Here is a 21,645-nt window from a genome sequence, read left to right as displayed (position 1 = left end):
TCACTCTTCCAGCTTCTCGCCGGTCAGTTTCGGACGCCAGCGCCGGTGCATCCACAGCCATTGTTCGGGATTGTCGCGCAGCCAGCCCTCGACGACGCGGGTCATCGCCTGCATGGCGCCGGGCACGTCGATCTCGCCATTCGCGTCGCGCGGGAGGTCGAGGGGCGGGGTGAGTTCGAGGCGAAAGCGCCGCCCCGGCAGACGCACGACGCGCACCCCGTGGACGGGGCATTCGAAGCGTTTGGCAAATTTCGCGAGGACCGGATTGGTCAGGGCGGGGCGGCCCATGAAATCGACAATCACGCCCCGGGTGAAGTGCTGGTCGATCAGCATGCCCAGATGTCCGCCGCGCTCCAGAACCCCCTGCATCGCAAAGGCCGCGCCCTGCCGCGCGGCTTCGAGCCCGCCCATGGTCTGGCTGCGCACCTCGTGAATCGCCTTGGCAACGGCGATCGCATTGGGTGCGCGAAACACCGCCGTGGCTTCGAGCCCGTAACGTGCGGCGCAGATCGCGGGCAGTTCCCAATTGGCGAAATGGCCGGCGAAGATGATGCCCGGCTTGCCGTCGTCCCGCAGCGCCTCGAAATGATCAATGCCGCTGATCTCGACATTGCCGGCATCGGGATTGTCCGGGTCGAAATTGATCAGGGTGTCGAGATGGGCGTATTCGGCGGCGGTGCGGCCGAGATTGTCCCAGGCTTCGTGCGTGATCCGCTTCACCTCGGCCGCGCTGATGCCAGGGAAGGCGCGGCGGATATTGTCCTTCGCCGTACGGTGGGCGGGGAAGAGCGGGCCGAGATTGCGCGCGAGAAAGCCGCCGAGATCCGCCGCGCGGTCGGCCCCGAGAGAGCGCGCGAGAGCAAACAGGATCCGGATACCGAAGGCGGCGAGCAGATCGAGGCTGCGCGCGGCGAAACGGGCAAGGCGAAGGCGCCAGGCGAACACGCTGATCTTGTTCCTTGAAGACGGGAGGAGACGTTGTGACACCGTCTCTTCACCATCACGGCGACGCGGTCAAGTCCGGGCAGCAAAAGACGCGGGTGTTTTGCCGCAATCGGTGCCGAAATGCTTGACATGGAGGGGCATCTCGCCACATCCCGTCTAGGATGGATACGCCGATGAAAAAACCTTTGCCGCCGCTATCGATTCTGCTGTGCGCCCCGCGCGGTTTCTGCGCTGGCGTGGTGCGCGCGATTGATGCCGTGGAAAAGGCGCTGGCGATCCATGGCGCGCCGGTCTATGTCCGTCACGAGATCGTGCACAACAAATACGTGGTCGAGAGCCTGCGCAACAAGGGCGCGGTTTTCGTCAAGGAATTGCACGAGATTCCCGATGGCGACGCGCCGGTGATCTTCTCGGCGCACGGCGTGCCGAAATCGGTCCCGGAAGAAGCGATGCGCCGGCGCATGTTCGCCATCGACGCGACCTGCCCGCTCGTTACCAAGGTGCATCGCGAGGCAGCAATCCACGCCAAGCGCGGGCGCCATGTCCTGCTCGTCGGCCATTCGGGTCATCCGGAGGTGGTCGGCACGATGGGGCAGCTGCCGGAAGGTACGATCACGCTGGTCGAGACGCTCGACGACGTCGCCCGGCTCGATCCGCCCGATCCCGACAATCTCGCCTTCGTGACGCAGACGACGCTCTCCGTCGACGATACCGCGCAGATCGTTGCGGCTCTGCAGGCGCGCTTTCCGAAGATGATCGCGCCTCACAAGGAGGACATCTGCTACGCCACCACCAATCGCCAGGAGGCGGTGAAGAAGGTGGCACCCATGGTGGATGCGTTGATCGTGGTCGGTTCGCCCAATTCCTCGAATTCCCAGCGCCTGCGCGAAGTGGCCGAGCGCGCCGGCTGCCCGCTCGCGACGCTGGTCAATCGGGGCGAGGATATCGACTGGACGCGCTATGGCGCGATTTCCACGCTCGGGATCACGGCGGGCGCCTCGGCGCCGGAAGTGCTGGTCGAGGAGATCATCGATGCTTTCGCGCAGCATTACGCTGTCACCGTCGAGACGGTGACCACGACGGAAGAAGACGTGTTCTTTCCCCTGCCGCGCGAATTGCGCGACGCGGCTGCGGAGTGAGCCGTGGCGGTTTATACCGAAGTCCCGGAGGACGCGCTCTTCGCTTTCGTGGCGCAATACGAGATCGGCGATGTGCTCGCCTTCAAGGGTATCGCCGAAGGTGTCGAGAACACGAATTACTATCTCCACACATCGCAGGGCGATTTCATTCTCACGCTCTATGAAAAGCGCGTGCGCGAAGACGAGTTGCCGTTCTTTCTCAATCTGATGGAGCACCTCGCCCGGCGCGGCCTGAATTGCCCCCAGCCCCTGCGCACGCGCGACGGAGAGAAACTCGGGCGGTTATGCGGACGCGCGGCGGCGATCTTCACCTTCCTCGAAGGCCTCGCCATCCGCCGGCCCAACGCAACCCATTGCGGTGCGCTCGGGGCCGCGCTCGCGCAGATGCATGAGGCCGGAGCGGATTTCGGGATGCGGCGCACGAATGCGCTCTCGCTGACCGGCTGGCCGCCGCTCTTCGCCGCAGCGGAGGATCGCGCCGAGCAGGTCGCTCCCGGCCTGACGCGGCGCATCCGCGAGGAACTCGCCTTTCTCGAACTGAACTGGCCGCGCGGTCTGCCCGAGGGCGTGATCCACGCGGACCTCTTCCCGGACAACGCCTTCTTCATCGGGGAGGAGGTGTCGGGCATCATCGATTTCTACTTCGCCTGTACCGATTATTTTGCCTATGACCTCGCCATCTGCCTGAACGCCTGGTGCTTCGAGGCCGATCACAGCTTCAACGTCACCAAGGCCAAGGCGATGCTCGCCGGCTATGAGCGCGTGCGCCGGCTGGAGGATGCGGAGGCCGGGGCGCTGCCGATCCTGTGCCGGGGTTCTGCCCTGCGTTTCATGCTCACGCGGCTGGTCGACTGGCTGAACGTGCCACCCGGCGCGTTGGTGCGCCCGAAGGATCCGCTGGAATACGATCGCAAGCTCGGCTTCCACCGCCGTGTGGAATCGGCGCGCGATTACGGGCTTGTGCGATGAACCAGCGCGTGACGGTCTATACGGACGGAGCCTGCAAGGGCAATCCGGGCCCCGGCGGCTGGGGGGCGCTACTGATCTATAACGGCAAGGAGCGCGCGCTGAAGGGCGGCGAGGAACTGACCACCAATAACCGCATGGAGCTGATGGCTGCGATCATGGCGCTGGAGACGCTCAAGCGCCCCTGTGCGGTCGATCTCTTCACCGATTCCCAATATGTCCGCCAGGGCATCACCAGCTGGATGCAGGGCTGGAAGGCGCGGGGCTGGAAGACGGCGGATCGCAAGCCGGTCAAGAACGAGGATCTCTGGCGCCGCCTCGACGAGGCCCGCAACCGCCACGACGTGTCATGGCACTGGGTCAAGGGCCATGCCGACGATCCGCTCAATCACCGCGTTGATGCGCTCGCCAATGAGGGCATCCCGCCGCGCTGAGCGGGATCAATACTCCGTCGTCTTCTTCGTGCGATAACGGAACGTGCCTTCGCCGAAGGCGACCATGACGCCATCTGAATCGAACACTTCTGCCGAAGCGAAGAAGGTGTTGCGCCCGCCGCCGCGTTTCTTGCCGATGGTCCGCAGCACGCCCGCGCGGGCCGGCGCCGTGAAGCTGGTGGTCAGCGACAGGGTGGCGACGCCACGTTGTTCGCCTGGCGTGTCGGTATAGGAGCCGCAGAAGCCGCAAGCCGTATCGATCAGGGCGGCCAGCACGCCGCCATGGACGACGCCGACCCGGTTGCGGTGCTGCTCGGCGATCTCCATTTCGAGCACGGCCTCGCCCTCTCGCCATTCGGCCAAGCGATAGGCCATAGCGCGCTGGAAACCGGTGGGGCCTTCTCCCGTCATGGCGAGCAGGCCGGGATCCTCGAAATCATCCGTTTTCATCATCGTTTTCTTCGTTCGTGGCCCTGGCGGGCGATCAGGCAATGGTCACACCGCCATCGACCGTGACGACGGTGCCCGTCATGAAGGCGGCGGCGGGGGAGGCGAGGAAGGCCGCCACGCCGGATATATCCTCCGGATCACCTATCCGGCGCAAGGGGGTCGTCTCCTCACGCAGCGACCGGCGCTGCGGATCTTCCCAGAGCGCGCGGGCGAAATCGGTCCTGATCAGACCGGGCGCGATGCAGTTGACACGGATGTTCTGCGGCCCCCATTCCGCGCCGAGCTGGCGGGCGAGCGCGAAATCGGCGGCCTTGGAGATGCCATAGGCGCCGATATTGTCGGAGGCGCGCAAGCCCGCGATCGAGGAGATGATCACGACGGCGCCGCCGTTTTTTGCGAGATGGGGCTGCGCATCGCGGCAGAGCCAGAGATTGCTCCTGACGTTTGAATTCATCACCTTGTCGAAGGCGCCGTCATCAATCTCCGCCAGCGGCCCGTAATACGGGTTCACCGCCGCGTTGCAGACGAGGATGTCGATGCCGCCATAGGCCTCGACCGTGCCCGCGATCAGTGCGGTGACTTCCTCGCGCCGGGAGATGTTGCAAGGCAGGACGATCGCCTCGCCGCCGCGCTCACTGATCTCCTGCGCCACCGGCTCGCAGGCTTCGCGCTTGCGCGAGGAGATCACCACCTTCGCGCCGAGATCGGCCATGGTCATGGCAATGGCGCGCCCGATCCCCTTGCTCGAGCCGGTGATGATCGCGCGCTTTCCCGTGAGATCGAAGGGATGGCGCGCACTCATGCCGCGCCTCGCGGACGTTGCTGCATGTGTTTCTTGAGTTCGAGCTTGGCCACGGTCTCGCGATGCACCTCGTCCGGCCCGTCGGCGAGGCGCAGGATGCGCGAGCGGGCATAGGCATAGGCAAGGTGGAAATCCTGGGCGACACCGCCGCCGCCGCAGACCTGGATGGCACGGTCGATCACCTTCTGCGCCATGTTGGGGCCGACCACCTTGATCATGGCGATCTCGGCCCGCGCGGCCTTGTTGCCCACCGCATCCATCATCTTGGCCGCATGCAGCGTGAGCAGGCGCGCCTGGTCGATCTCCATGCGCGATTCCGCGATCCAGTGGCGGGTGACGCCGTGATCGGCAATGGCGCGGCCGAAGGTCTCGCGCGACAGGGCCCGCTTGATCATGGTCTCGAGCGCGCGCTCGGCCACGCCGATGGCGCGCATGCAATGGTGGATGCGCCCCGGCCCGAGGCGCCCTTGGGCGATCTCGAAGCCGCGCCCCTCGCCGAGCAGGATGTTGGAGGCGGGGACGCGGACATTGTCGAAAGTCACCTCGGCATGGCCGTGGGGCGCATCGTCATAGCCGAACACGGTCAGCGCGCGCTCGACGGTGACGCCGGGCGTGTCCATCGGCACGAGGATCATGGATTGCTGCTTGTGCTTCTCGGCATCCGGATCGGTCTTGCCCATCAGGATGGCGATCCTGCAACGCGGATCCATGGCGCCGGAGGTCCACCATTTGCGCCCGTTGATGATGTAATCATCGCCGTCGCGGCTGATCAGGGTACGGATATTGGTGGCGTCCGACGAGGCGACATCGGGCTCCGTCATGGCGAAGCAGGAGCGGATTTCCCCTTCGAGCAGGGGCTCAAGCCAGGCCTTCTTCTGCTCCGGCGTGCCGTAGCGCGCGATCGTCTCCATATTCCCGGTATCGGGAGCCGAGCAGTTGAACGGCTCGGGGCCGATCGGCGAGCGGCCCATGACTTCGCAGATATGGGCGTATTCGTAATTGGTCAGGCTGTCGGGATATTCGCGCCTGGGCAGGAACAGGTTCCACAGGCCCTTCGCCTTCGCCTTCGCTTTCAGCTCTTCCATGATCGGCGGTGCGCTCCAGCGCGAGGACGCGGCATCAAGCTGTTCCTCGAAGACGCTCTCCGCCGGATAGATATGCTCTTCCATGAAGGCGATCACGCGTTCGCGCAGTTCGTGCGCACGCGCTGAAAACAGCGCGTCTTCCATCATTCCCGATTCCCCCGACATGGATCCCCCGTCTTGCTCATTCCCCGATCACGCCGCCGAGATCGGCGAGCCGCGTGGTGTAGTGGTCGGTATCGCCGAACAGCTTCTCGATCATGGTCGCACGCTTGAAGGAGTGCGCCACCTTGTATTCCATGGTGACCGCCACCCCGCCATGCAGCTGCACTGCGTTCTGGCCGACGAAGCGGCAGGAATTCCCGATCTGCACTTTCGATGCGGCGATGGCGCGAGCGCGCTCGCGGGCATCTTCCTCCTGCACCATCATCGAGGCGAACATCGCCATGGAGCGCGCCTGTTCGAGCGCGATGAACATGTCGGCTGCCGCGTGCTGGAGCACCTGGAAGCTGCCGATATGGGTGCCGAACTGGTTACGGACCTTCATGTATTCGACGGTCGCCTCGTGCATGTCCGCCATCACGCCGACGGCTTCGGCGCACAGGGCCGCAATGGCTTCCTCGATGACGCGCGCGATCACCGGGAAGGCCTCGTCGCGGGTGCCGATCAAGGCAGAAGCCGGGACGCGCACATTGTCGAACGTGACTTCTGCCCCGCGCGCGCCGTCTTGCGTGGCATAGCCGCGCCGGCTCACGCCTTCCGCCTTCGCATCGACGAGGAAGAGCGAGATGCCCGCCTCGTCGCGCTGGTTGCCGGAGCTGCGCGCCGAGACGATCAGCCGATCGGCGCTGTCGCCGGAGAGCACCAGCCCCTTCTCGCCGGAAATCACGTAATGCTCGCCATCGGCACGCGCCATGGTGGCGACGTCATGGAGATCATAGCGCGCCTGGCGCTCGTGATGGGCGAAGGCGTAGAGTGTCTCGCCGCCGGCAATGGCGGCGATATGCTCCGCGCGCTGTTCGGGCGATCCGGCCCGGCGCAGGATGCCGCCGGCAAGGATCACGCTTGCGAGATAAGGCTCGACCACGAGGGCGCGCCCGAACGCCTCCATCACGATCATGGTCTCGACCGGGCCGCCGCCCATGCCGCCGTCATCCTCGGAAAAGGGCAGGGCCAGCAGGCCCATTTCCGCAAAGGCGCTCCAGATCTCGCGGTCGAAACCCTCGGGCGAATCGGAAATCCTGCGGCGTTTGTCGAAATCGTAGCGTGCGCCGAGCAGCTTCTCGACGCTGTCCTTGAGCATGCGTTGTTCGTCGTTGAGATCGAAATCCATGACCTGTCCTCAGAGCCCGAGTATCGCCTTGGCGATGATGTTCTTCTGTATCTCGTTCGAGCCGCCGTAGATCGAGACCTTGCGGGTGTTGAAATAGTTCGGTGCGATCATCTGCGCCCATTCCGGCCCGATCGGAGGCTCGTTGCGGCCCTCTTCCTCGGGGGTGAAGGGCAGGGCGTAGGGGCCGACCACGTCGAGCAGGAGCTCCGTTGTCGCCTGCTGGATCTGCGAGCCCTTGATCTTCAGGATCGAGGAAGCCGGGTCCGGCTTGTCGGAGGGGCGGTTGCGCGCCTCGGCCACGACGCGCAGCTGCGTCATTTCCAGTGCCTTGAGTTCCACTTCAAGCGCGGCGAGCTTCTCGCGGAAACGCGGATTCTCGATCAGCGGACGCTCGCCCGCCTTTTCGGCGCTGGCGAGGCGGCGGATGCGGCGCACGCGCTCCTTGGAGATGCCGATCCTGGCGATGCCCGTGCGCTCGTTGCCGAGCAGGAATTTGGCGTAATCCCAGCCTTTATTCTCCTCGCCGACGAGGTTCTCGGCGGGCACTTTCACATCGTCGAAGAAGATCTCGTTGACCTCATGCCCGCCATCCAGCGTCTGGATCGGGCGCAAAGTGACGCCGGGGGATTTCATGTCGATGAGCAGGAAGGAGATGCCCATCTGCTTCTTCGGCGCATCCGGATTGGTGCGCACCAGGCAGAAGATCCAGTCGGCATGCTGGCCGAGCGTGGTCCAGGTCTTCTGGCCGTTGACGATGTAATGATCGCCCTCGCGCACGGCGCGGGTCTTCAAAGAGGCGAGATCGGAGCCGGCGCCGGGCTCGGAAAAGCCCTGGCACCACCAGTCATCCATGTTGCGGATGCGCGGCAGAAAATAGTCCTTCTGCTTCTGGTTGCCGAAGGTGTAGATCACCGGCCCGACCATGCTGACACCGAAGGAGAGCGGTTCGGGGGCGGGTGCGGCAAGGAGTTCCTCGCGGAAGATGTATTGCTGCACCGGGTCCCAGTCCGTGCCGCCATATTCCACCGGCCAGTGCGGCGCAGCCCAGCCTTTCGCATTGAGGATGCGCATCCAGGTGACCATGTCGTCCCGGGAAAAGTGTTTGCCCAGCGTCAGCTTGGTGCGGATCGATTCCGGCAGGTTCTCGCGGAAGAAGGCGCGGACCTCGTCGCGAAAGGCGATTTCTTTCTCGGTGAATCTCAGATCCATCTGTCTCTCCTTCCGCAGAGCTGCCCGTGCCTGCCGCATTGTTGCAAAGGATTGCGCGAGCGGATGGCGACTTGCAAATCATCTATATTTCGCATAGCAAAACCATGTTTTGCAGTGCGTTCGAAACTAGGAAGGCGGTCTGCGCTTGTCAACGCGACATCGCGCAATCACATCGGGTGTGTTCGCCCAATCCGCGTTTTCGCAAATGCCGCGCACGCGAACACGCCGGCTTCGGCATAGTGCCGCGAGAAAACCGGTCAGATTCTGCGACAGAAGCGCCCGCGCGACGGGCGCCGTTTCGAGGAGGATATCATGCGCGAGGCCGTCATCGTCTCCACCGCCCGCACGCCGATCGGCAAGGCCTATCGCGGCGCCTTCAACGACACCCAGGCCCAGACGCTCGGCGGCCATGCCATCGCCCAGGCCGTGGCGCGCGCCGGGGTCGAGCCTGGCGAGATCGACGACGTGATCATGGGCGCGGCCCTGCAACAGGGTTCGACGGGCTACAATATCGCCCGCCAGAGCGCACTCGCTGCGGGCCTGCCGGTGAGCGTCGCCGGCATGTCGCTGGACCGGCAATGCGCCTCCGGCCTGATGGCGATCGCGACCGCCGCCAAGCAGATTGTCGCGGACGGCATGATGACGGCGGTCGGTGGCGGGCTCGAATCGATCTCGCTCGTCCAGAACGACAAGGCCAACCGCTTCCGCGCGCAGGATCCCGCCCTGCTGGAACGCGTGCCGCACATGTATATGGGCATGCTGGAGACAGCGGAAATCGTGGCGAAGCGCTACGGCATCTCGCGCGCGGCGCAGGACGAGTATGCGCTGCAATCGCAACAGCGCACCGCGCAGGCGCAGACAGAGGGGCGCTTCGATTCCGAGATCGCGCCGCTGCCCTCCAGCATGCTCGTCATCGACAAGGCGACCGGCGAGACCTCGCGCCGCGATGTGACACTGGAGCGCGACGAGGGCAACCGCCCGCAGACGGTGCTCGCCGATCTCGAAAAGCTGCAGCCGGTCTTCAAGGACGGGCAGGTGATCGCGGAAGGCGCCTGTATCACCGCCGGCAACGCCTCCCAGCTCTCCGATGGCGCGAGCGCGAGCGTTCTGATGGAGGCGCGCGAGGCGGAAAAGCGCGGGCTGACGCCGCTCGGCGCTTATCGCGGCATGGCCGTGGCGGGTTGCGAGCCCGACGAAATGGGTATCGGCCCGGTCTTTGCCGTGCCCAAACTGTTGAAGCAGCACGGGCTCAGCGTGGATGATATCGGCATCTGGGAACTGAACGAGGCTTTCGCCGTGCAGGTGCTTTATTGCCGCGACAAGCTCGGCATCCCCAATGACCGGCTCAACGTATCCGGCGGCGCGATTTCCATCGGCCATCCCTATGGCATGTCGGGCGCGCGCATGACGGGGCATCTGCTGATTGAGGGCAAGAGGCGCGGCGCGAAATACGGCGTCGTGACCATGTGCGTCGGCGGCGGCATGGGCGCTGCCGGCCTGTTCGAGATTTTCTGATCGCGCCGCGAGATTTGAACCGATAACGAGATACTGGAGACCACCATGACCGCCATCAATGACGTCGTGGATTTGACCCGCGAAGGCGAAATCGCCGTCATCACCCTCGATTCCCCGCCCGTCAACGCGCTCTCGGCGCAGCTGCGCGCCGGCATCGCGCAGGCGGTCGAGCAGGCCGTCGCGGATGATGCGGCGAAGGCGATCGTGCTGACCTGCGCGGGCCGCACCTTCTGCGCCGGCGCCGATATCACCGAATTCGGCAAGCCGCCGAAGGATCCCAGCCTCTCCGCCGTGCAGGCGGTGATCGAGGCCGCGCCCAAGCCCGTGATCGCGGCGATCCACGGCACGGCTTTGGGTGGCGGGCTGGAGCTGGCGCTCTCCTGCCATTACCGCGTCGCGGTGCCCTCGGCCAGATGCGGCCTGCCGGAAGTCAAGCTTGGCATCCTGCCCGGTGCGGGTGGCACGCAGCGCCTGCCGCGCATCGTCGGTGCCGAGCAGGCGCTCGAGATGATTACCTCGGGCGCGCATGTGACGGCAAAGGACGCGGCGGCTATGGGTCTGTTCGACAAGCTCGTCGCGGAAGGCAATCTGCGCGAGGATGCCATCGCGTTTGCGCGTGAGGTCATCGCTTCCGGGGCGCCCTTGAAGAAGGTGCGCGACCTCGACGAGGCGATTGCGCCTGCGCGCGGCAAGCCGGAGATCTTCGCGGAATTCCGCAAGAAGAACGCCCGCAAGTTCCGCGGCTTCGAGGCCCCCGAGGCCTGCATCCAGGCCGTCGAGGCCGCTGTCGAGAAGCCGTTCGAGGAGGGGCTCAAATTCGAGCGCGCGTTGTTCGAAAAGCTCGTCGCCAGCGAGCAATCGGCGGCGCAACGCTACGCGTTCTTCGCCGAGCGCGAGGCGGCCAAGATCCCGGATATCCCCAAGGACACCCCCACCCGCGAAATCGCCCGCGTCGGCATGATCGGCGCCGGGACGATGGGGGGCGGCATCTCGATGAATTTCCTCAATGCCGGCATCCCCGTCACCATCGTCGAGACGAATCAGGATGCGCTTGATCGCGGGCTCGCCACCATCCGCAAGAATTACGAGAATTCCGCCAAACGCGGGCGGCTTTCCATGGAGGATGTCGAAAAACGCATGGCGCTGATCACGCCGAGCCTTGCGCTCGATGATCTGGCCGATTGCGATCTCGTGATCGAGGCGGTGTTCGAACTGATGGAGGTGAAGAAGGAGATCTTCACGAAGCTCGACGGCATCTGCAAGCCGGGCGCGATCATGGCGAGCAACACCTCCTATCTCGATATCGACAAGATCGCCTCGGTCACGAGCCGCCCGGGTGACGTGCTCGGCATGCATTTCTTCTCGCCGGCCAATGTCATGCGCCTGCTCGAAGTGGTGCGTGGCGAGAAGACGGAAAAGGACGTCGTCGCCACGGCGATGGCGCTTGGCAAGCGCATCGGCAAGGTGGCGGTCTGCGTCGGCGTCGCGCATGGCTTCGTGGGCAACCGTATGCTCTCGGAGCGCCAGCGCGAGGCCAACAACCTGATCATGGAAGGGGCGATGCCCTGGGATGTCGACCGGGTGCTCCATGATTTCGGCCTGCCCATGGGCCCCTTCGCCATGGCCGATCTCGCCGGGCTCGATCTCGGCTGGACGCCGGAGAATTCCACCGGCGAGACCGCGAAGGAGCGGCTGTGCGAGATCGACCGGCGCGGCCAGAAGAACGGCAAGGGCTTCTATGATTACGACGAGAACCGCAAGGCGACGCCCTCAAAGGTGACCGAGGAGATCATCCTCGATTTGTCGCGCGCCAAGGGGATCACGCGCCGCGCCATCAGCGACCAGGAGATCCTGGAGCGCTGCATCTATCCGATGATCAACGAGGGCGCGAAGATCCTGCAGGAGGGCAAGGCCCTTCGCGCTTCCGATATCGATATCGTCTGGCTGACGGGCTATGGCTGGCCGGTCTATCGCGGCGGCCCGATGTTCTATGCCGACACGATCGGCCTCGACAAGGTCGTCGCGGCGCTCGAAACCTATGCAAAGAGCCTTGGCCCCGATTTCGAGCCGGCGGAATTGCTGGTACGTACCGCGAAAGAGGGCAAGCGTATCAGCGAAATGTGAGGATCGTGCGCGGTCTCAGAAGATATCGGCGAGCCGGAGATATTCCACCGGTTCGCCGGCTTTCGCCTCCGGGGCGAAGGGCGCGCGGATGAGAAGCGCGTTGGCGCGGGCGAGGTGGCCGAGCATCGAGCTGTCCTGGCGCGCGAAAGGCTCGACCAATGGAAGCCCGCCGGGGCGCGGCGTGAGCTTTGCGCGCATGTAATCCTCGCGCTTGTCATTCGCCTTGAGGTCAATGCCGAGAATGGCCGGGTGGCGCGGCGCGCCCTGCGGCGCCAGCGGGTCACCGAGCAGTGCGCGGATCGCGGGGGCGAGGAAGAGGATGGCGCAGACCATGGCCGAGACCGGGTTACCCGGCAGGCCGAGGAAGAGCAAGCCGCCGAGCTTGCCGTGCATCAGCGGCTTGCCAGGCCGCATGGCGATGCGCCAGAAGCCGAGTTCGAGCCCGATGCCGCTCAGGGTCTCCTGCACCAGATCATGCGCGCCGACCGAGGCGCCGCCGAGCGTGATCAGGATATCGGGCTCCGATGCGCGCGCCGCATCGACGACGCGCAGGACATCCGCGCGCGTGTCGCGGGCGATGCCGCAATCGATCGCCTCACCCCCGGCACGGGTGATGATCGCGGCGAGCGCGTAGATATTGGAAGCAACGATCTGATCCGGCCCCGGCTCCTCGCCGGGCAGCACCAGTTCATCCCCCGTTGCGATGATGGCGACGCGTGGCTTGCGGCGCACGGGCAGGCTCGCATGATTCATCGCGGCAGCGAGCGCGATATCGCCGGCATCAAGGGCCCGCCCGGCTTCCAGGAGAATGGCGCCTTGCGCGAAATCGAGCCCGGCGGGGCGCACATAATGGCCGACAGGGGGCGCCTCGCGGATCTCCACCCGCCCGTCGTCGAGGGCCTGCGTATCCTCCTGGATGACGATCGCATCGGCGCTCGTGGGCAAGGGTGCGCCGGTGAAGATGCGCACCGCCTCGCCCGGGCCTATATCGCCGCGATAGCCGCGCCCGGCGGCGCTCTCGCCAATCACGGTCAGCGTTGCGGGAATGGTCGCGCAATCAGCGGCGCGCACGGCGTAGCCGTCCATGGCCGAGACAGCGAAGGGCGGCTGCGTGCGCCTTGCTGCGAGATCGCGCGCGAGGCTGCGCCCGTGGCAGGCGGCGAGCGGTACCATTTCCTCCGGGACGGGCCCGTCGATGCTCGCCAGAACCTGCGCCAGAGCGTCGGCGACGGGGAGCAGCGCCATGCTGGTCAGCCTTCCGCCTTGTAATGGCCCGAGCGACCGCCGGCCTTCTCGAGCAGGCGCACGCCCTCGATGACCATCTCCTTGTCCACCGCCTTGACCATGTCGTAGATCGTCAGGCAGGCGACGGAGACGGCGGTCAGCGCCTCCATCTCGACCCCGTCTGCCCGCCGACACGCACCTCGGCGGTAACGCGCACGCCGGGGAGTTCTTCATCGACGACGCAATCGACCTTCGCCTTGGTGATCATCAGCGGATGGCATAGCGGGATGAGCTCATGCGTGCGCTTGGCCGCCATGATGCCCGCGAGCCGCGCGGCGCCGAGCACATCGCCTTTCTTCGCGTCACCCGAGCGGATAATGGCGATGGTTTCGGGCCGGGTGATGATGCGCCCCTCGGCGATGGCCACGCGGGAGGTGACCTGCTTTTGCGAGACATCGACCATATTGGCCTGGCCGGAGGCATCGAGATGGGTGAGATCGCTCATGCGGCGGCTCCGTCCTCCAGCGACAGCAAGGCCTTCGTGGCCTCCGCGACATCATCCTGCCGCATCAGGCTCTCGCCGACGAGGAAGGTTTCGATCCGCACCTTGCGCAGGCGAGCAATGTCAACGGGCGTGAAGATACCGCTCTCGCCCACGATGATCCGGTCATCCGGGATCAGCGGCGCGAGCGTCTCGCTCGTCTCCAGCGAGACCTCGAAGCTGCGCAGGTCGCGGTTGTTGATGCCGATCAGCTTCGCCGGCAGGGTCAGGGCGCGGTCGAGCTCAATGCGGTCATGCACCTCGACGAGGCTGTCCATGCCCAACGCATCGGCCGTCTCGATGAGCGCGCGCGCTTCCTGGTCGGTGACGCTCGCCATGATCACCAGGATGCAATCGGCGCCCCAGGCGCGGGCCTCCCAGACCTGATAGGGCTCGAACATGAAATCCTTGCGAAGCGCCGGCAGGCCGGACGCCTCGCGGGCCTGGCCGAGATATTTCGGTTTGCCCTGGAAGGAGGGCTCGTCGGTCAGGACCGACAGGCAACTCGCCCCGCCCTCGGCATAGGCGCGCGCCAGCGCCGGCGGATCAAAATCCTCGCGGATCAGCCCCTTGGACGGGCTCGCCTTCTTGATTTCCGCGATCAGCGCCGGGCGGCCCTGCGCGATATGCAATTCGATCGCATCGGCAAAACCACGCGGCGGTGAAGCCGCGGCGGCGAAGCGCTCGATTTCGGCCTGCGAGACCATCGCCTTGGCGATGGCGATTTCCTCGCGCTTGTAGGCCTCGATCTTCTTCAGGATATCGGCCATCGCATCAGGCTCCGGAAACGGCGACGAGCTTGTCGAGCGTGGCTTTGGCCGCCCCGGAATCGATCGCCTCGGCGGCCATGGCGACGCCCTCCTTGAGATCGCGCGCCTTCTCGGCGACGACGAGAGAGGCGCCGGCATTGATCACCGCAATGTCGCGATAGGGCGATTTCTCCCCGTCGAGCACGACGCGCATCGCCCTGGCATTGTGCTCGGGATCGGCGCCCTTCAGGTCGCGCGGATCGGCCAGCGCAATGCCCACGCTTTCCGGGTGGATGGTAAAGCGCGAGAATGTGCCGTTCTCGATCGCCGCGACATGGGTCTCGCCGGTGGTGGTGATCTCGTCGAGCCCGTCGGAGCCGTGCACGACCCAGACCTTCTGCGAGCCAAGCTGTCCGAGCACTTTCGCCAGCGGCTCGATCCAGACATCCGAGAACACGCCCAGCAGCTGGCGCCGGACACTGGCCGGATTGGTCAGGGGCCCGAGCAGGTTGAAGATCGTGCGTGTGCCGAGCTCCACGCGCAAGGGCCCGACATGGCGCATCGAGGCATGGTGCGTCTGCGCGAACATGAAGCAGAGATTGGCCTGTTCGAGGCAGCGTTCCAGCGTATGCGGTTCACGCCCGATGGTGACGCCGAGCGCGCTCAGCACATCCGCCGCGCCCGATTTCGAGGAGGCGGCGCGGTTACCGTGCTTGGCCACCGGCACGCCGCAGGCAGCGACAATAAAGGCGGCGAGCGTGGAGATATTGTAGGTCCCGGAATGATCGCCCCCCGTGCCGACGATGTCGATCGCATCGGAGGGCGCCTTGACCGGCAGCATCCGCGCGCGCATGGCCGAAGCCGCGCCGGTGATCTCGTCAAGCGCCTCGCCGCGCACGCGCAGGGCCATCAGGAAGGCGCCGGCCTGGGAGGGGGTGACCTCGCCGGAAAGCAGCGCGTCGAAGGCCGCGCGGGCTTCTTCCTGCGAAAGCGTCGCGCCGGTGGCGACCTTGGCGATATAGGGTTTGAAACTGTCCATGCTCACATCTGCCGGGTTCAGGCGGGGGCGGTCGCGGCGGCGGGGGCCCGGTTGCGCCAGCGCGCCGCCTTGTCGAAGAAATTGCCAAGCAGCGTGCCACCATCCGGCGTCATGATGCTCTCGGGGTGGAACTGCACGCCACAGACGGGCAGGGTGCGATGCTCGACGCCCATGATCAGCCCGTCATCGCTTTCGGCCGTGATCACGAGTTCCGCCGGGCAGCTCTCGCGCGCGATCACAAGAGAATGGTAGCGCGTGGCTTCCAGCGATTCCGGGCACCCGGCGAAGACGCCCTCGCCGCGATGGCGGATGGGGCTGGTCTTGCCGTGCAAGGGCAGTGGCGCGCGCACGATATCGGCGCCGAAGGCCTGGCCGATTGCCTGCATGCCCAGACAGACCCCGAAGATCGGCACGCGGCCCGCGCCTTCGCGGATCAGATCAAGGCAGATCCCGGCTTCATTGGGGGTGCAGGGGCCGGGCGAGAGCACGATCGCGTCATGGCCGCTATCCAGCACGTCCGATGCGCTCGCCTGATCATTGCGCAGGACGGTGATATCGCGCGTGAAGCGGCTGATCAGATGCACGAGATTCCAGGTGAAGGAGTCGTAATTGTCGATGACGAGAACCCTGCTCACCGCTTCCCCCCTTGCCTGACTGGTGTTTATCCTTGCCGTTTGCATAGCAAGAGCACGGGCGTGGGGGAAGGGTAAAAGGCGGGGGGCGTGTTTCGCGTAAGGCCGAGATGCTTGAAGCTCAATTGCTACTCATCGCTTCAAACGAAAAGCGAGCGATAAATGAGGTTTATTGCGTGCGGAGAAACGGTTTTGAATTTTAAAAAATGGCATACAGTTTTGTAGTAATCAGCAGGAATTTCTGTTGCGTTTATTTTTTGCGTTGAGGTTTGTTTCCCGTTTTCGTAAAATCTAACTATCTGGAGGCCAAAATCAAATGCAAGAAACTCATTTGCATAAGGGAGAAGAATTTTCCGAAATGACTTTTCAGAGTCAGTCAGTGGATAGCCCTGCGCGTCAGCAATATTATCGTAATCGTCATGCGCTTCAACGAGCGGACTCATTCGCCTAAGCCAAAACACGAGATGAGCTGCCTGCTTGAAATGGTCCAAGCCCTGACTCAAGTTCGGCTCGTGCTCCTGAACCCGGGTCAAATCGTTGCGCCAAGCACCCCTTACCTCGATCAAACGCGGGCGGGATAGTTTTGGTGTAAGTCGTGCTTCGCGTAACTTCGCATCAGCAAATTGTTTGTATATTTCTACAAAAGTTTCTTTACCCGCCATAAGACCAGGTAAAGTCTGATTTGTTATTTTCATTATCGCCCCCGAATGTAAATTCTTTTATGTGCTCATGTAAAATATTACGTTTCTTCCGCACTAAAGGGGTTTCGTGCAATTTCTAGTTCAAAACCATCGGGAACTTCGGGTAAATGATTCTTGGGATATCCATATTCAGGATCGGGGCCATGAACGAACTGCTCATCGAACCAGCCAGACAAAAAGGCACTGGTTTGTGAACGGTCTTCAAGTCGCTGTTCTGAGTCAAGATTTTCCGACATTGTAGTCACTCCTCTATTTGGGGCGCCATATATGATTGCGGGCCACCTTTTGTCAACATTGAGAATGGCGAGGCCATAAAGATTCTTGCAAATAGTGCGCCACACTTCTGCGCGAAACTCGAAAAAATTGTTGATATCCTCCTTTCTCATCGCCGTGGATATTGGCCATGCGCCGTAAACCACGCCTTCAGCCGCGCCAGCGCCGGATGCTCCAGATTGCGGGCGAGATAGGCTTCGATGCGGGGGATGTGGTCGAGATAACCGGGTTTGCCGTCGCGGATGTCGAGGCGGGTGAAGATGCCGAGGATCTTGGTGGCGCGCTGGGCGCCCATCAGGGCGTAGACTTTGGTGAAGCCGGGCAGATCAAAGCTCTCGTCGGCCTCCCGGCGAAGCCTGCAATATTGCGAGAGCAGCTTGATTTCGAGCGATGCCGGCACGTCGATGCGCGCATCCTGCAGGAGCGAGACGAGATCATAGGCGGGCGGGCCGATCACCGCGTCCTGGAAATCGATCAGCCCGACCCGCGCGAGCCCCTCGCGCTCGGGGAGCCAGATGAGATTGGGCGAATGGTAATCGCGCAAAACCCAGCTCTGCGGACCGTAGAGCGCGGGCTCCAGCGCATCCGCCCAGGCATTGAGGAATTCGGAGCGTGCTGCGCCCGAGGCCGTCGTGCCGATCCGGTATTTCAGGTACCAGTCAAGGAACAGCTCAACCTCGATCAGCATGGCCTGCGCATCATAGGGCGGGATCACGTGTTCGAGATCATCGCCGACGGGCAGGACATGTGGCAGCGGCGTCTGGTGCAATTTCGCAAGCAGGGCCGCCGCCTCCGCATAACGCTCCGGGATCGGCCCGTTCGCATCGACCACGCCGCCGGGGCCGAGATCCTCGATCAGCAGGAGGCCGATATCGAGATCCTCGCCATAGATCTTCGGCGCGGAGAAGTTGAGCGCGCGCAGGCCGCGATCCATGGCGACAAAGGCGTGGATGCTCTCCGCCAGCCGGGCGAGATCGCTGTAGGAACGCCCCATACGGATCGCGGGCCCGTCCGGGCGGCGTGGGGAGATCATCAGGATCGCGGTCGCACCGTCGGCGCGGGTGAGGCGCTCATAGGCGCGCGACGAGGCATCCCCGGTCATCGGCGTGCGCTCGGCCTGGTCCCAGCCGGTGCGCAACAGCATCGCCTTGAGCGCGCGGGCCCGGGTGACGCGTTCGCCGAAGGCGCCGGTCCCCACCATGATCGCGACGCGCCCGCCGCCCTGTTCGGGCGGGATCATGTCGAGGGTGATCTCGAGCCGCGAGCGCGCCAGCGCCTCCTCGGCCCGGTCGGGCCATTCCACCAGCGTGATCGCGGATTCGGTGGCTTCCTCCCAGCCCATTTCGAGAAGTTCGCCCGGGCCGGCAATGCGGTAGAAATCGGCATGCACGACCGGGCAGCGTTGGCCGTCATAGATCTGCATCAGGGTGTAGGTCGGGCTGGGAACCTCCATCCCGGGGTCCCCCGTCAGCGACCGGATCACGGCGCGCGCCAGCGTCGTCTTGCCGGCCCCGAGTCCACCAGAGAGCGTCACCACGTCGCCGGGGCGCAGTTCATCCGCGATGAAGCGCGCCAGATCGAGCGTCGCTTCCTCATCCGCGAGCGTCAGCTCCCAGACCGGTACATGCGGGTCAGGGCCGGGAGGCAGGGCGGAGAGGCCGGAATCGGCCGGTTTCGAAGCCATCGCACTCGTCTCGTTGCTGCCCGCCGGCTCACTCTGCCGCAAGCCGGCGCGGGCCGTCAGCCGGGAAAACGCAAGTCACCGTGGTTCCGGTTCCCGGTGACGATTCGAGCTTCACATGCCCGCCATGCAATTCGACAAAGGAGCGCACGATCGAAAGGCCCAGCCCGACGCCGCGATGCGTGGTGCCGCCGGTATGGCTTTCGAATCGCTCGAAAACCCGTGCGGCGACGTGTTCGGGCATACCCTGGCCCTGATCGGCGACGCTGAAGACGATCTCGTCGTCGCGCCGCTGCGCCGACACGCGAATGCGCCCGCCCGCCTCGGAGAATCCGATTGCATTGGATATGAGATTGAAAAGCACCTGCCGGATGCGCTTTCCGTCGCCGGTGAAGCTGCCGATGGTCTCGTCGACGGTGATATCGAGATGCAGATCGCTCTCGGCGATGCGATCCTCCAGGCCGCGCACGGCCGCCTCGATCGTCTCGCGGATATCGATCTCGCCGGGTTCGAGCGCGAGCGAGCCGGTATCGATGGAGGCAAGGTCGAGGATGTCGTTGATGATGGCAAGCAGCGCCCCGGAGGAGCGCATGATATGGCCGGCATATTCGCGCTGGCGCTCATTCAGTGCGCCGACGGTTTCGTCCGAGAGCAGTTGCGTGAAGCCGATGATCGTGGTGAGCGGCGAGCGCAGCTCGTAGGAGACGTGGTGCACGAATTCGTCGCGCAGCTGCGCCGCCCGCTCAAGCGCGTCGTTCTTCTCCGTGAGCGCGCGCTCGACATTCACGCTTGCGGTGACATCGATGAAGGTGAGCAGCATCGCGCCATCGGGCAGCGGCTGGCCCGCACAGTCGAGCACGATCCCGTCCTTGCGTTCCATGCGCAGCGCAAAGCCGGTGCGCCCGTCCGCGCCGCCCGCCACAGCTGCGCGGATCTCCGCCCAGGGCTCCTCGGCCGGCACGTTCTGCTGACAATGCGCGATGACCGCATCGAGATGCGGGTTGTCGGTGGTGAGCGCCTCGGGCAAGCGCCAGAGGCGGGCGAAGGCCTGGTTCGACAGGCGCAAGCGTCCGTCCGAGCCGAACACGGCCACGCCCTCGGCCAAAGTGTCGAGCGTCTCGCCCTGTACGCGCAGCAACGCGTTGAAGCGCGATTCGAGTTTGATGTGATCGCTGACATCGTCGAAGAGGTAAGTCAGCCCGCCATTGGGGTTGGGATTGGCGACGACGCGCAGGGTGCGCCCGTCCGGCAGGTGCCACCAGGTCTCGCGCGGCTCGATGCTGCGATAGGCCGAGAGCACATCCGTCTTCCAGCTGCGGAAATCCGCCTGTTCGGGGAGTTTGCGCATGCCGCGCAGACGGTCGAGAATCTCGTTATCGGCGGGGCCGCTATCCAGGAAGGGCTGATCCAGCCCCCAGAGCTGACGATAGGCGGTGTTGTGGAAGGTCAGATGCTGGCTGGCGTCGAAGATGGCCACGGCGGTGGGGAGCTGGTCAAGCGTGCGCACATGCGCTTCCATCTCCCGGTTGAGGTCCGTGCGCAACTGCTCGACCTCGCTGACATCGATGGCGACGCCCGCCGCACCGCCGGGGGAGGGGGTCTCGGTCACGTCGAGCATGCGGCGTTTGCCGATGACGATGGCTGCGGTGCGCGCGGCGAAACGCTTGCCGGCCTCGCGCTGCTGCGCGGCCTGGGCCCGCGCTGCGGAATCGAGCAGTTCCAGTTTGCGACCGCGTGCGTCCTCGACGCTCTCGGCCTCGATCGCGGCGAGATAGGCTGCATTGGCCCAGGCGAGCTTACCGTCACCATCGCGCAGCCAGACCGGCTGATCGACGGAATCGAGCACCGTGCGCAGCCGCTCCAGTTCATCATGAATGCGCTTGAATTCGCGCTTGACCTTCATCAGTTCGGCCCGCTCGCCGGTGACGTCGCGCAGGCGCAGGATCGCCCGACCGCCGAGTGCGCGGCCCTCGGCATCGATGAAGCGCCCGGCATTGGTCTTGAGCGTCATCCGGAAAGCTTCGCCGCGTTCGCGCAGGCGTTGCAGTGCCGCCTCGATCGCGGAGGCATCGGCGGCGCCGAGCCAGGAGCCGAATGCGAGGATACGCCGCCCTCCGATGCCGGTGCCCAGTGTCGTCGGATCGCCCTCGATGCGCGGCTGTGCGTCGCGGCTCTCCCAGCTGACGACGATCTGACTCTCCGCGCCGATCAGGATCTCGGCGCGGTCATGCGCGCTGCTCAACTCGGCCAGCTCGGCCCGCATGCCCGCTTCGCGCGCGCGCCAGTTGCGCAGTTCCATGCGATAGAACACGGCGGTGGTGAGGACGAAGATCGCGCTTCCGGCAACGAAGGCGAAGGAAACCGCGAGATGCGGCTCTGTGAGCGTGGTGAGAAAACCGTCCGCGCGGGTATTGGCGGGCGCGGCCAGCGCGGGCGGGGCGATGGCGATGCTGGCGAGTGCCGTCATGCTGCGCAGCAAGAGCCTGTGACCCGATGCAGCGACGCGCGTCGTCCGGTTGCGGATGGCTGCTTCCAGCATCCCCGTGCCATTGCGTCCCGCGCCCCGCCATCTCCTGATCATGATCGAGAATCACTCCGCTCGCCACCGCGCGAATCCGCGTCGCCGAAGCACGCGAATCCGAATCAGAGGGATACACTATTCCGCATCCCAGTTCGCCCGAAAGTGGGTTAAGGGATGTTTAATGTGCAAATGCGCGGAGGCGGTCGCTCTTGCCGTGCCGCCCGGCGGTTTTTGCTGTCCCGGTCGTGGCGCGATTTGCTCAGGGAGCGCCGGAGCTTGACGACG

The 21,645-nt window shown here is 64.7% G+C and carries 19 protein-coding genes and 1 pseudogene; 5 read left to right on the top strand and 15 right to left on the bottom strand.

Annotated elements, in window-relative coordinates; genetic code table 11:
* A complete protein-coding gene (locus GA0071312_RS14085; protein WP_074445476.1) occupies nt 1-945 on the bottom strand; it encodes a lipid A biosynthesis lauroyl acyltransferase in 945 nt (314 codons plus the stop codon).
* Between the two features lie 173 nt (nt 946-1,118).
* On the opposite strand from GA0071312_RS14085, the gene ispH reads away from it, so the two are divergent.
* From ispH to rnhA, 3 genes are read left to right on the top strand one after another with little or no spacing between them, the layout of a single operon-like run.
* Nucleotides 1,119-2,084: a 4-hydroxy-3-methylbut-2-enyl diphosphate reductase gene (gene ispH / locus GA0071312_RS14080; protein WP_083204696.1), complete on the top strand. Its 966-nt coding sequence runs from the start codon at nt 1,119-1,121 to the stop codon at nt 2,082-2,084.
* Nucleotides 2,085-2,087: 3 nt separating this feature from the next.
* Nucleotides 2,088-3,053: a homoserine kinase gene (locus tag GA0071312_RS14075; RefSeq protein WP_074445474.1), complete on the top strand. Its 966-nt coding sequence runs from the start codon at nt 2,088-2,090 to the stop codon at nt 3,051-3,053.
* The gene (rnhA, locus tag GA0071312_RS14070) at nt 3,050-3,484 is read left to right on the top strand and encodes a ribonuclease HI (RefSeq protein WP_074445473.1); all 435 of its coding nucleotides are present in this window, start codon (nt 3,050-3,052) and stop codon (nt 3,482-3,484) included. The genes GA0071312_RS14075 and rnhA overlap by 4 nt, the downstream gene beginning before the upstream one ends.
* Nucleotides 3,485-3,490: 6 nt before the next feature.
* Here rnhA and GA0071312_RS14065 read toward each other — a convergent pair whose 3' ends face one another.
* From GA0071312_RS14065 to pimC, 5 genes are read right to left on the bottom strand one after another with little or no spacing between them, the layout of a single operon-like run.
* Nucleotides 3,491-3,937 (bottom strand): PaaI family thioesterase, encoded by a 447-nt coding sequence (locus GA0071312_RS14065; protein WP_238947222.1) that lies wholly within the window; start codon nt 3,935-3,937, stop codon nt 3,491-3,493.
* Nucleotides 3,938-3,968: 31 nt separating this feature from the next.
* Nucleotides 3,969-4,736 (bottom strand): SDR family NAD(P)-dependent oxidoreductase, encoded by a 768-nt coding sequence (locus GA0071312_RS14060; protein ID WP_074445472.1) that lies wholly within the window; start codon nt 4,734-4,736, stop codon nt 3,969-3,971.
* Nucleotides 4,733-5,965 (bottom strand): acyl-CoA dehydrogenase family protein, encoded by a 1,233-nt coding sequence (locus GA0071312_RS14055; protein ID WP_420819972.1) that lies wholly within the window; start codon nt 5,963-5,965, stop codon nt 4,733-4,735. The genes GA0071312_RS14060 and GA0071312_RS14055 overlap by 4 nt, the downstream gene beginning before the upstream one ends.
* A 37-nt stretch (nt 5,966-6,002) precedes the next feature.
* Complete coding sequence (locus tag GA0071312_RS14050; protein WP_074445470.1) at nt 6,003-7,151, bottom strand: acyl-CoA dehydrogenase family protein; 1,149 nt, start codon at nt 7,149-7,151, stop codon at nt 6,003-6,005.
* Between the two features lie 9 nt (nt 7,152-7,160).
* The gene (gene pimC / locus GA0071312_RS14045) at nt 7,161-8,360 is read right to left on the bottom strand and encodes a pimeloyl-CoA dehydrogenase large subunit (protein WP_074446197.1); all 1,200 of its coding nucleotides are present in this window, start codon (nt 8,358-8,360) and stop codon (nt 7,161-7,163) included.
* A gap of 312 nt (nt 8,361-8,672) precedes the next feature.
* On the opposite strand from pimC, the gene GA0071312_RS14040 reads away from it, so the two are divergent.
* Together GA0071312_RS14040 and GA0071312_RS14035 are read left to right on the top strand one after the other, a co-directional pair.
* Nucleotides 8,673-9,875: an acetyl-CoA C-acyltransferase gene (locus GA0071312_RS14040; protein WP_074445469.1), complete on the top strand. Its 1,203-nt coding sequence runs from the start codon at nt 8,673-8,675 to the stop codon at nt 9,873-9,875.
* A gap of 54 nt (nt 9,876-9,929) precedes the next feature.
* Complete coding sequence (locus GA0071312_RS14035; protein WP_238947308.1) at nt 9,930-11,999, top strand: 3-hydroxyacyl-CoA dehydrogenase NAD-binding domain-containing protein; 2,070 nt, start codon at nt 9,930-9,932, stop codon at nt 11,997-11,999.
* A 15-nt stretch (nt 12,000-12,014) separates the two neighbouring features.
* On the opposite strand, the gene GA0071312_RS14030 is transcribed toward GA0071312_RS14035, so the two are convergent.
* From GA0071312_RS14030 to GA0071312_RS14000, 9 genes and pseudogenes are all read right to left on the bottom strand, one after another.
* The gene (locus tag GA0071312_RS14030; protein WP_074445467.1) at nt 12,015-13,244 is read right to left on the bottom strand and encodes a molybdopterin molybdotransferase MoeA; all 1,230 of its coding nucleotides are present in this window, start codon (nt 13,242-13,244) and stop codon (nt 12,015-12,017) included.
* 5 nt (nt 13,245-13,249) lie between these two features.
* Nucleotides 13,250-13,686: pseudogene (gene moaC / locus GA0071312_RS14025) on the bottom strand (cyclic pyranopterin monophosphate synthase MoaC).
* Between the two features lie 38 nt (nt 13,687-13,724).
* Entirely contained in the window at nt 13,725-14,534 is an 810-nt protein-coding gene (gene trpC / locus GA0071312_RS14020) for an indole-3-glycerol phosphate synthase TrpC (RefSeq protein ID WP_074445466.1), read from the bottom strand.
* A 4-nt stretch (nt 14,535-14,538) separates the two neighbouring features.
* Nucleotides 14,539-15,552 (bottom strand): anthranilate phosphoribosyltransferase, encoded by a 1,014-nt coding sequence (gene trpD, locus GA0071312_RS14015; RefSeq protein ID WP_074445465.1) that lies wholly within the window; start codon nt 15,550-15,552, stop codon nt 14,539-14,541.
* A 17-nt stretch (nt 15,553-15,569) separates the two neighbouring features.
* Nucleotides 15,570-16,187 carry an anthranilate synthase component II gene (locus GA0071312_RS14010; RefSeq protein ID WP_074445464.1) on the bottom strand — a complete coding sequence of 206 codons (618 nt, stop codon included), beginning with the start codon at nt 16,185-16,187 and terminating at the stop codon, nt 15,570-15,572.
* 137 nt (nt 16,188-16,324) lie between these two features.
* Nucleotides 16,325-16,879 carry a hypothetical protein gene (locus GA0071312_RS19725; RefSeq protein ID WP_131817821.1) on the bottom strand — a complete coding sequence of 185 codons (555 nt, stop codon included), beginning with the start codon at nt 16,877-16,879 and terminating at the stop codon, nt 16,325-16,327.
* A 44-nt stretch (nt 16,880-16,923) separates the two neighbouring features.
* A complete protein-coding gene (locus tag GA0071312_RS19720) occupies nt 16,924-17,121 on the bottom strand; it encodes a hypothetical protein (RefSeq protein ID WP_131817820.1) in 198 nt (65 codons plus the stop codon).
* A 146-nt stretch (nt 17,122-17,267) separates the two neighbouring features.
* Nucleotides 17,268-18,842 carry a tRNA (adenosine(37)-N6)-threonylcarbamoyltransferase complex ATPase subunit type 1 TsaE gene (gene tsaE / locus GA0071312_RS14005; RefSeq protein WP_083204695.1) on the bottom strand — a complete coding sequence of 525 codons (1,575 nt, stop codon included), beginning with the start codon at nt 18,840-18,842 and terminating at the stop codon, nt 17,268-17,270.
* Between the two features lie 28 nt (nt 18,843-18,870).
* Nucleotides 18,871-21,420 (bottom strand): sensor histidine kinase, encoded by a 2,550-nt coding sequence (locus tag GA0071312_RS14000; protein WP_238947221.1) that lies wholly within the window; start codon nt 21,418-21,420, stop codon nt 18,871-18,873.
* Between the last annotated feature and the right edge of the window lie 225 nt (nt 21,421-21,645).

Origin of the sequence: Saliniramus fredricksonii, from assembly GCF_900094735.1 — a bacterium.
Taxonomy (GTDB): domain Bacteria; phylum Pseudomonadota; class Alphaproteobacteria; order Rhizobiales; family Beijerinckiaceae; genus Saliniramus; species Saliniramus fredricksonii.
This window is presented reverse-complemented; position numbering and strand designations above follow the sequence as displayed.

What these genes read in the sequence shown, in the direction of transcription:
- ispH (WP_083204696.1), top strand. Translation starts at nt 1,119, where the DNA reads ATGAAAAAACCTTTGCCGCCGCTATCGATTCTGCTGTGCGCCCCGCGC.
- rnhA (WP_074445473.1), top strand. Translation starts at nt 3,050, where the DNA reads ATGAACCAGCGCGTGACGGTCTATACGGACGGAGCCTGCAAGGGCAAT.
- GA0071312_RS14065 (WP_238947222.1), bottom strand. Translation starts at nt 3,937, where the DNA reads ATGATGAAAACGGATGATTTCGAGGATCCCGGCCTGCTCGCCATGACG.
- GA0071312_RS14060 (WP_074445472.1), bottom strand. Translation starts at nt 4,736, where the DNA reads ATGAGTGCGCGCCATCCCTTCGATCTCACGGGAAAGCGCGCGATCATC.
- GA0071312_RS14055 (WP_420819972.1), bottom strand. Translation starts at nt 5,965, where the DNA reads ATGGAAGACGCGCTGTTTTCAGCGCGTGCGCACGAACTGCGCGAACGC.
- GA0071312_RS14050 (WP_074445470.1), bottom strand. Translation starts at nt 7,151, where the DNA reads ATGGATTTCGATCTCAACGACGAACAACGCATGCTCAAGGACAGCGTC.
- pimC (WP_074446197.1), bottom strand. Translation starts at nt 8,360, where the DNA reads ATGGATCTGAGATTCACCGAGAAAGAAATCGCCTTTCGCGACGAGGTC.
- GA0071312_RS14040 (WP_074445469.1), top strand. Translation starts at nt 8,673, where the DNA reads ATGCGCGAGGCCGTCATCGTCTCCACCGCCCGCACGCCGATCGGCAAG.
- GA0071312_RS14030 (WP_074445467.1), bottom strand. Translation starts at nt 13,244, where the DNA reads ATGGCGCTGCTCCCCGTCGCCGACGCTCTGGCGCAGGTTCTGGCGAGC.
- trpC (WP_074445466.1), bottom strand. Translation starts at nt 14,534, where the DNA reads ATGGCCGATATCCTGAAGAAGATCGAGGCCTACAAGCGCGAGGAAATC.
- trpD (WP_074445465.1), bottom strand. Translation starts at nt 15,552, where the DNA reads ATGGACAGTTTCAAACCCTATATCGCCAAGGTCGCCACCGGCGCGACG.
- GA0071312_RS19725 (WP_131817821.1), bottom strand. Translation starts at nt 16,879, where the DNA reads ATGAAAATAACAAATCAGACTTTACCTGGTCTTATGGCGGGTAAAGAA.
- GA0071312_RS19720 (WP_131817820.1), bottom strand. Translation starts at nt 17,121, where the DNA reads ATGTCGGAAAATCTTGACTCAGAACAGCGACTTGAAGACCGTTCACAA.
- tsaE (WP_083204695.1), bottom strand. Translation starts at nt 18,842, where the DNA reads ATGGCTTCGAAACCGGCCGATTCCGGCCTCTCCGCCCTGCCTCCCGGC.
- GA0071312_RS14000 (WP_238947221.1), bottom strand. Translation starts at nt 21,420, where the DNA reads ATGATCAGGAGATGGCGGGGCGCGGGACGCAATGGCACGGGGATGCTG.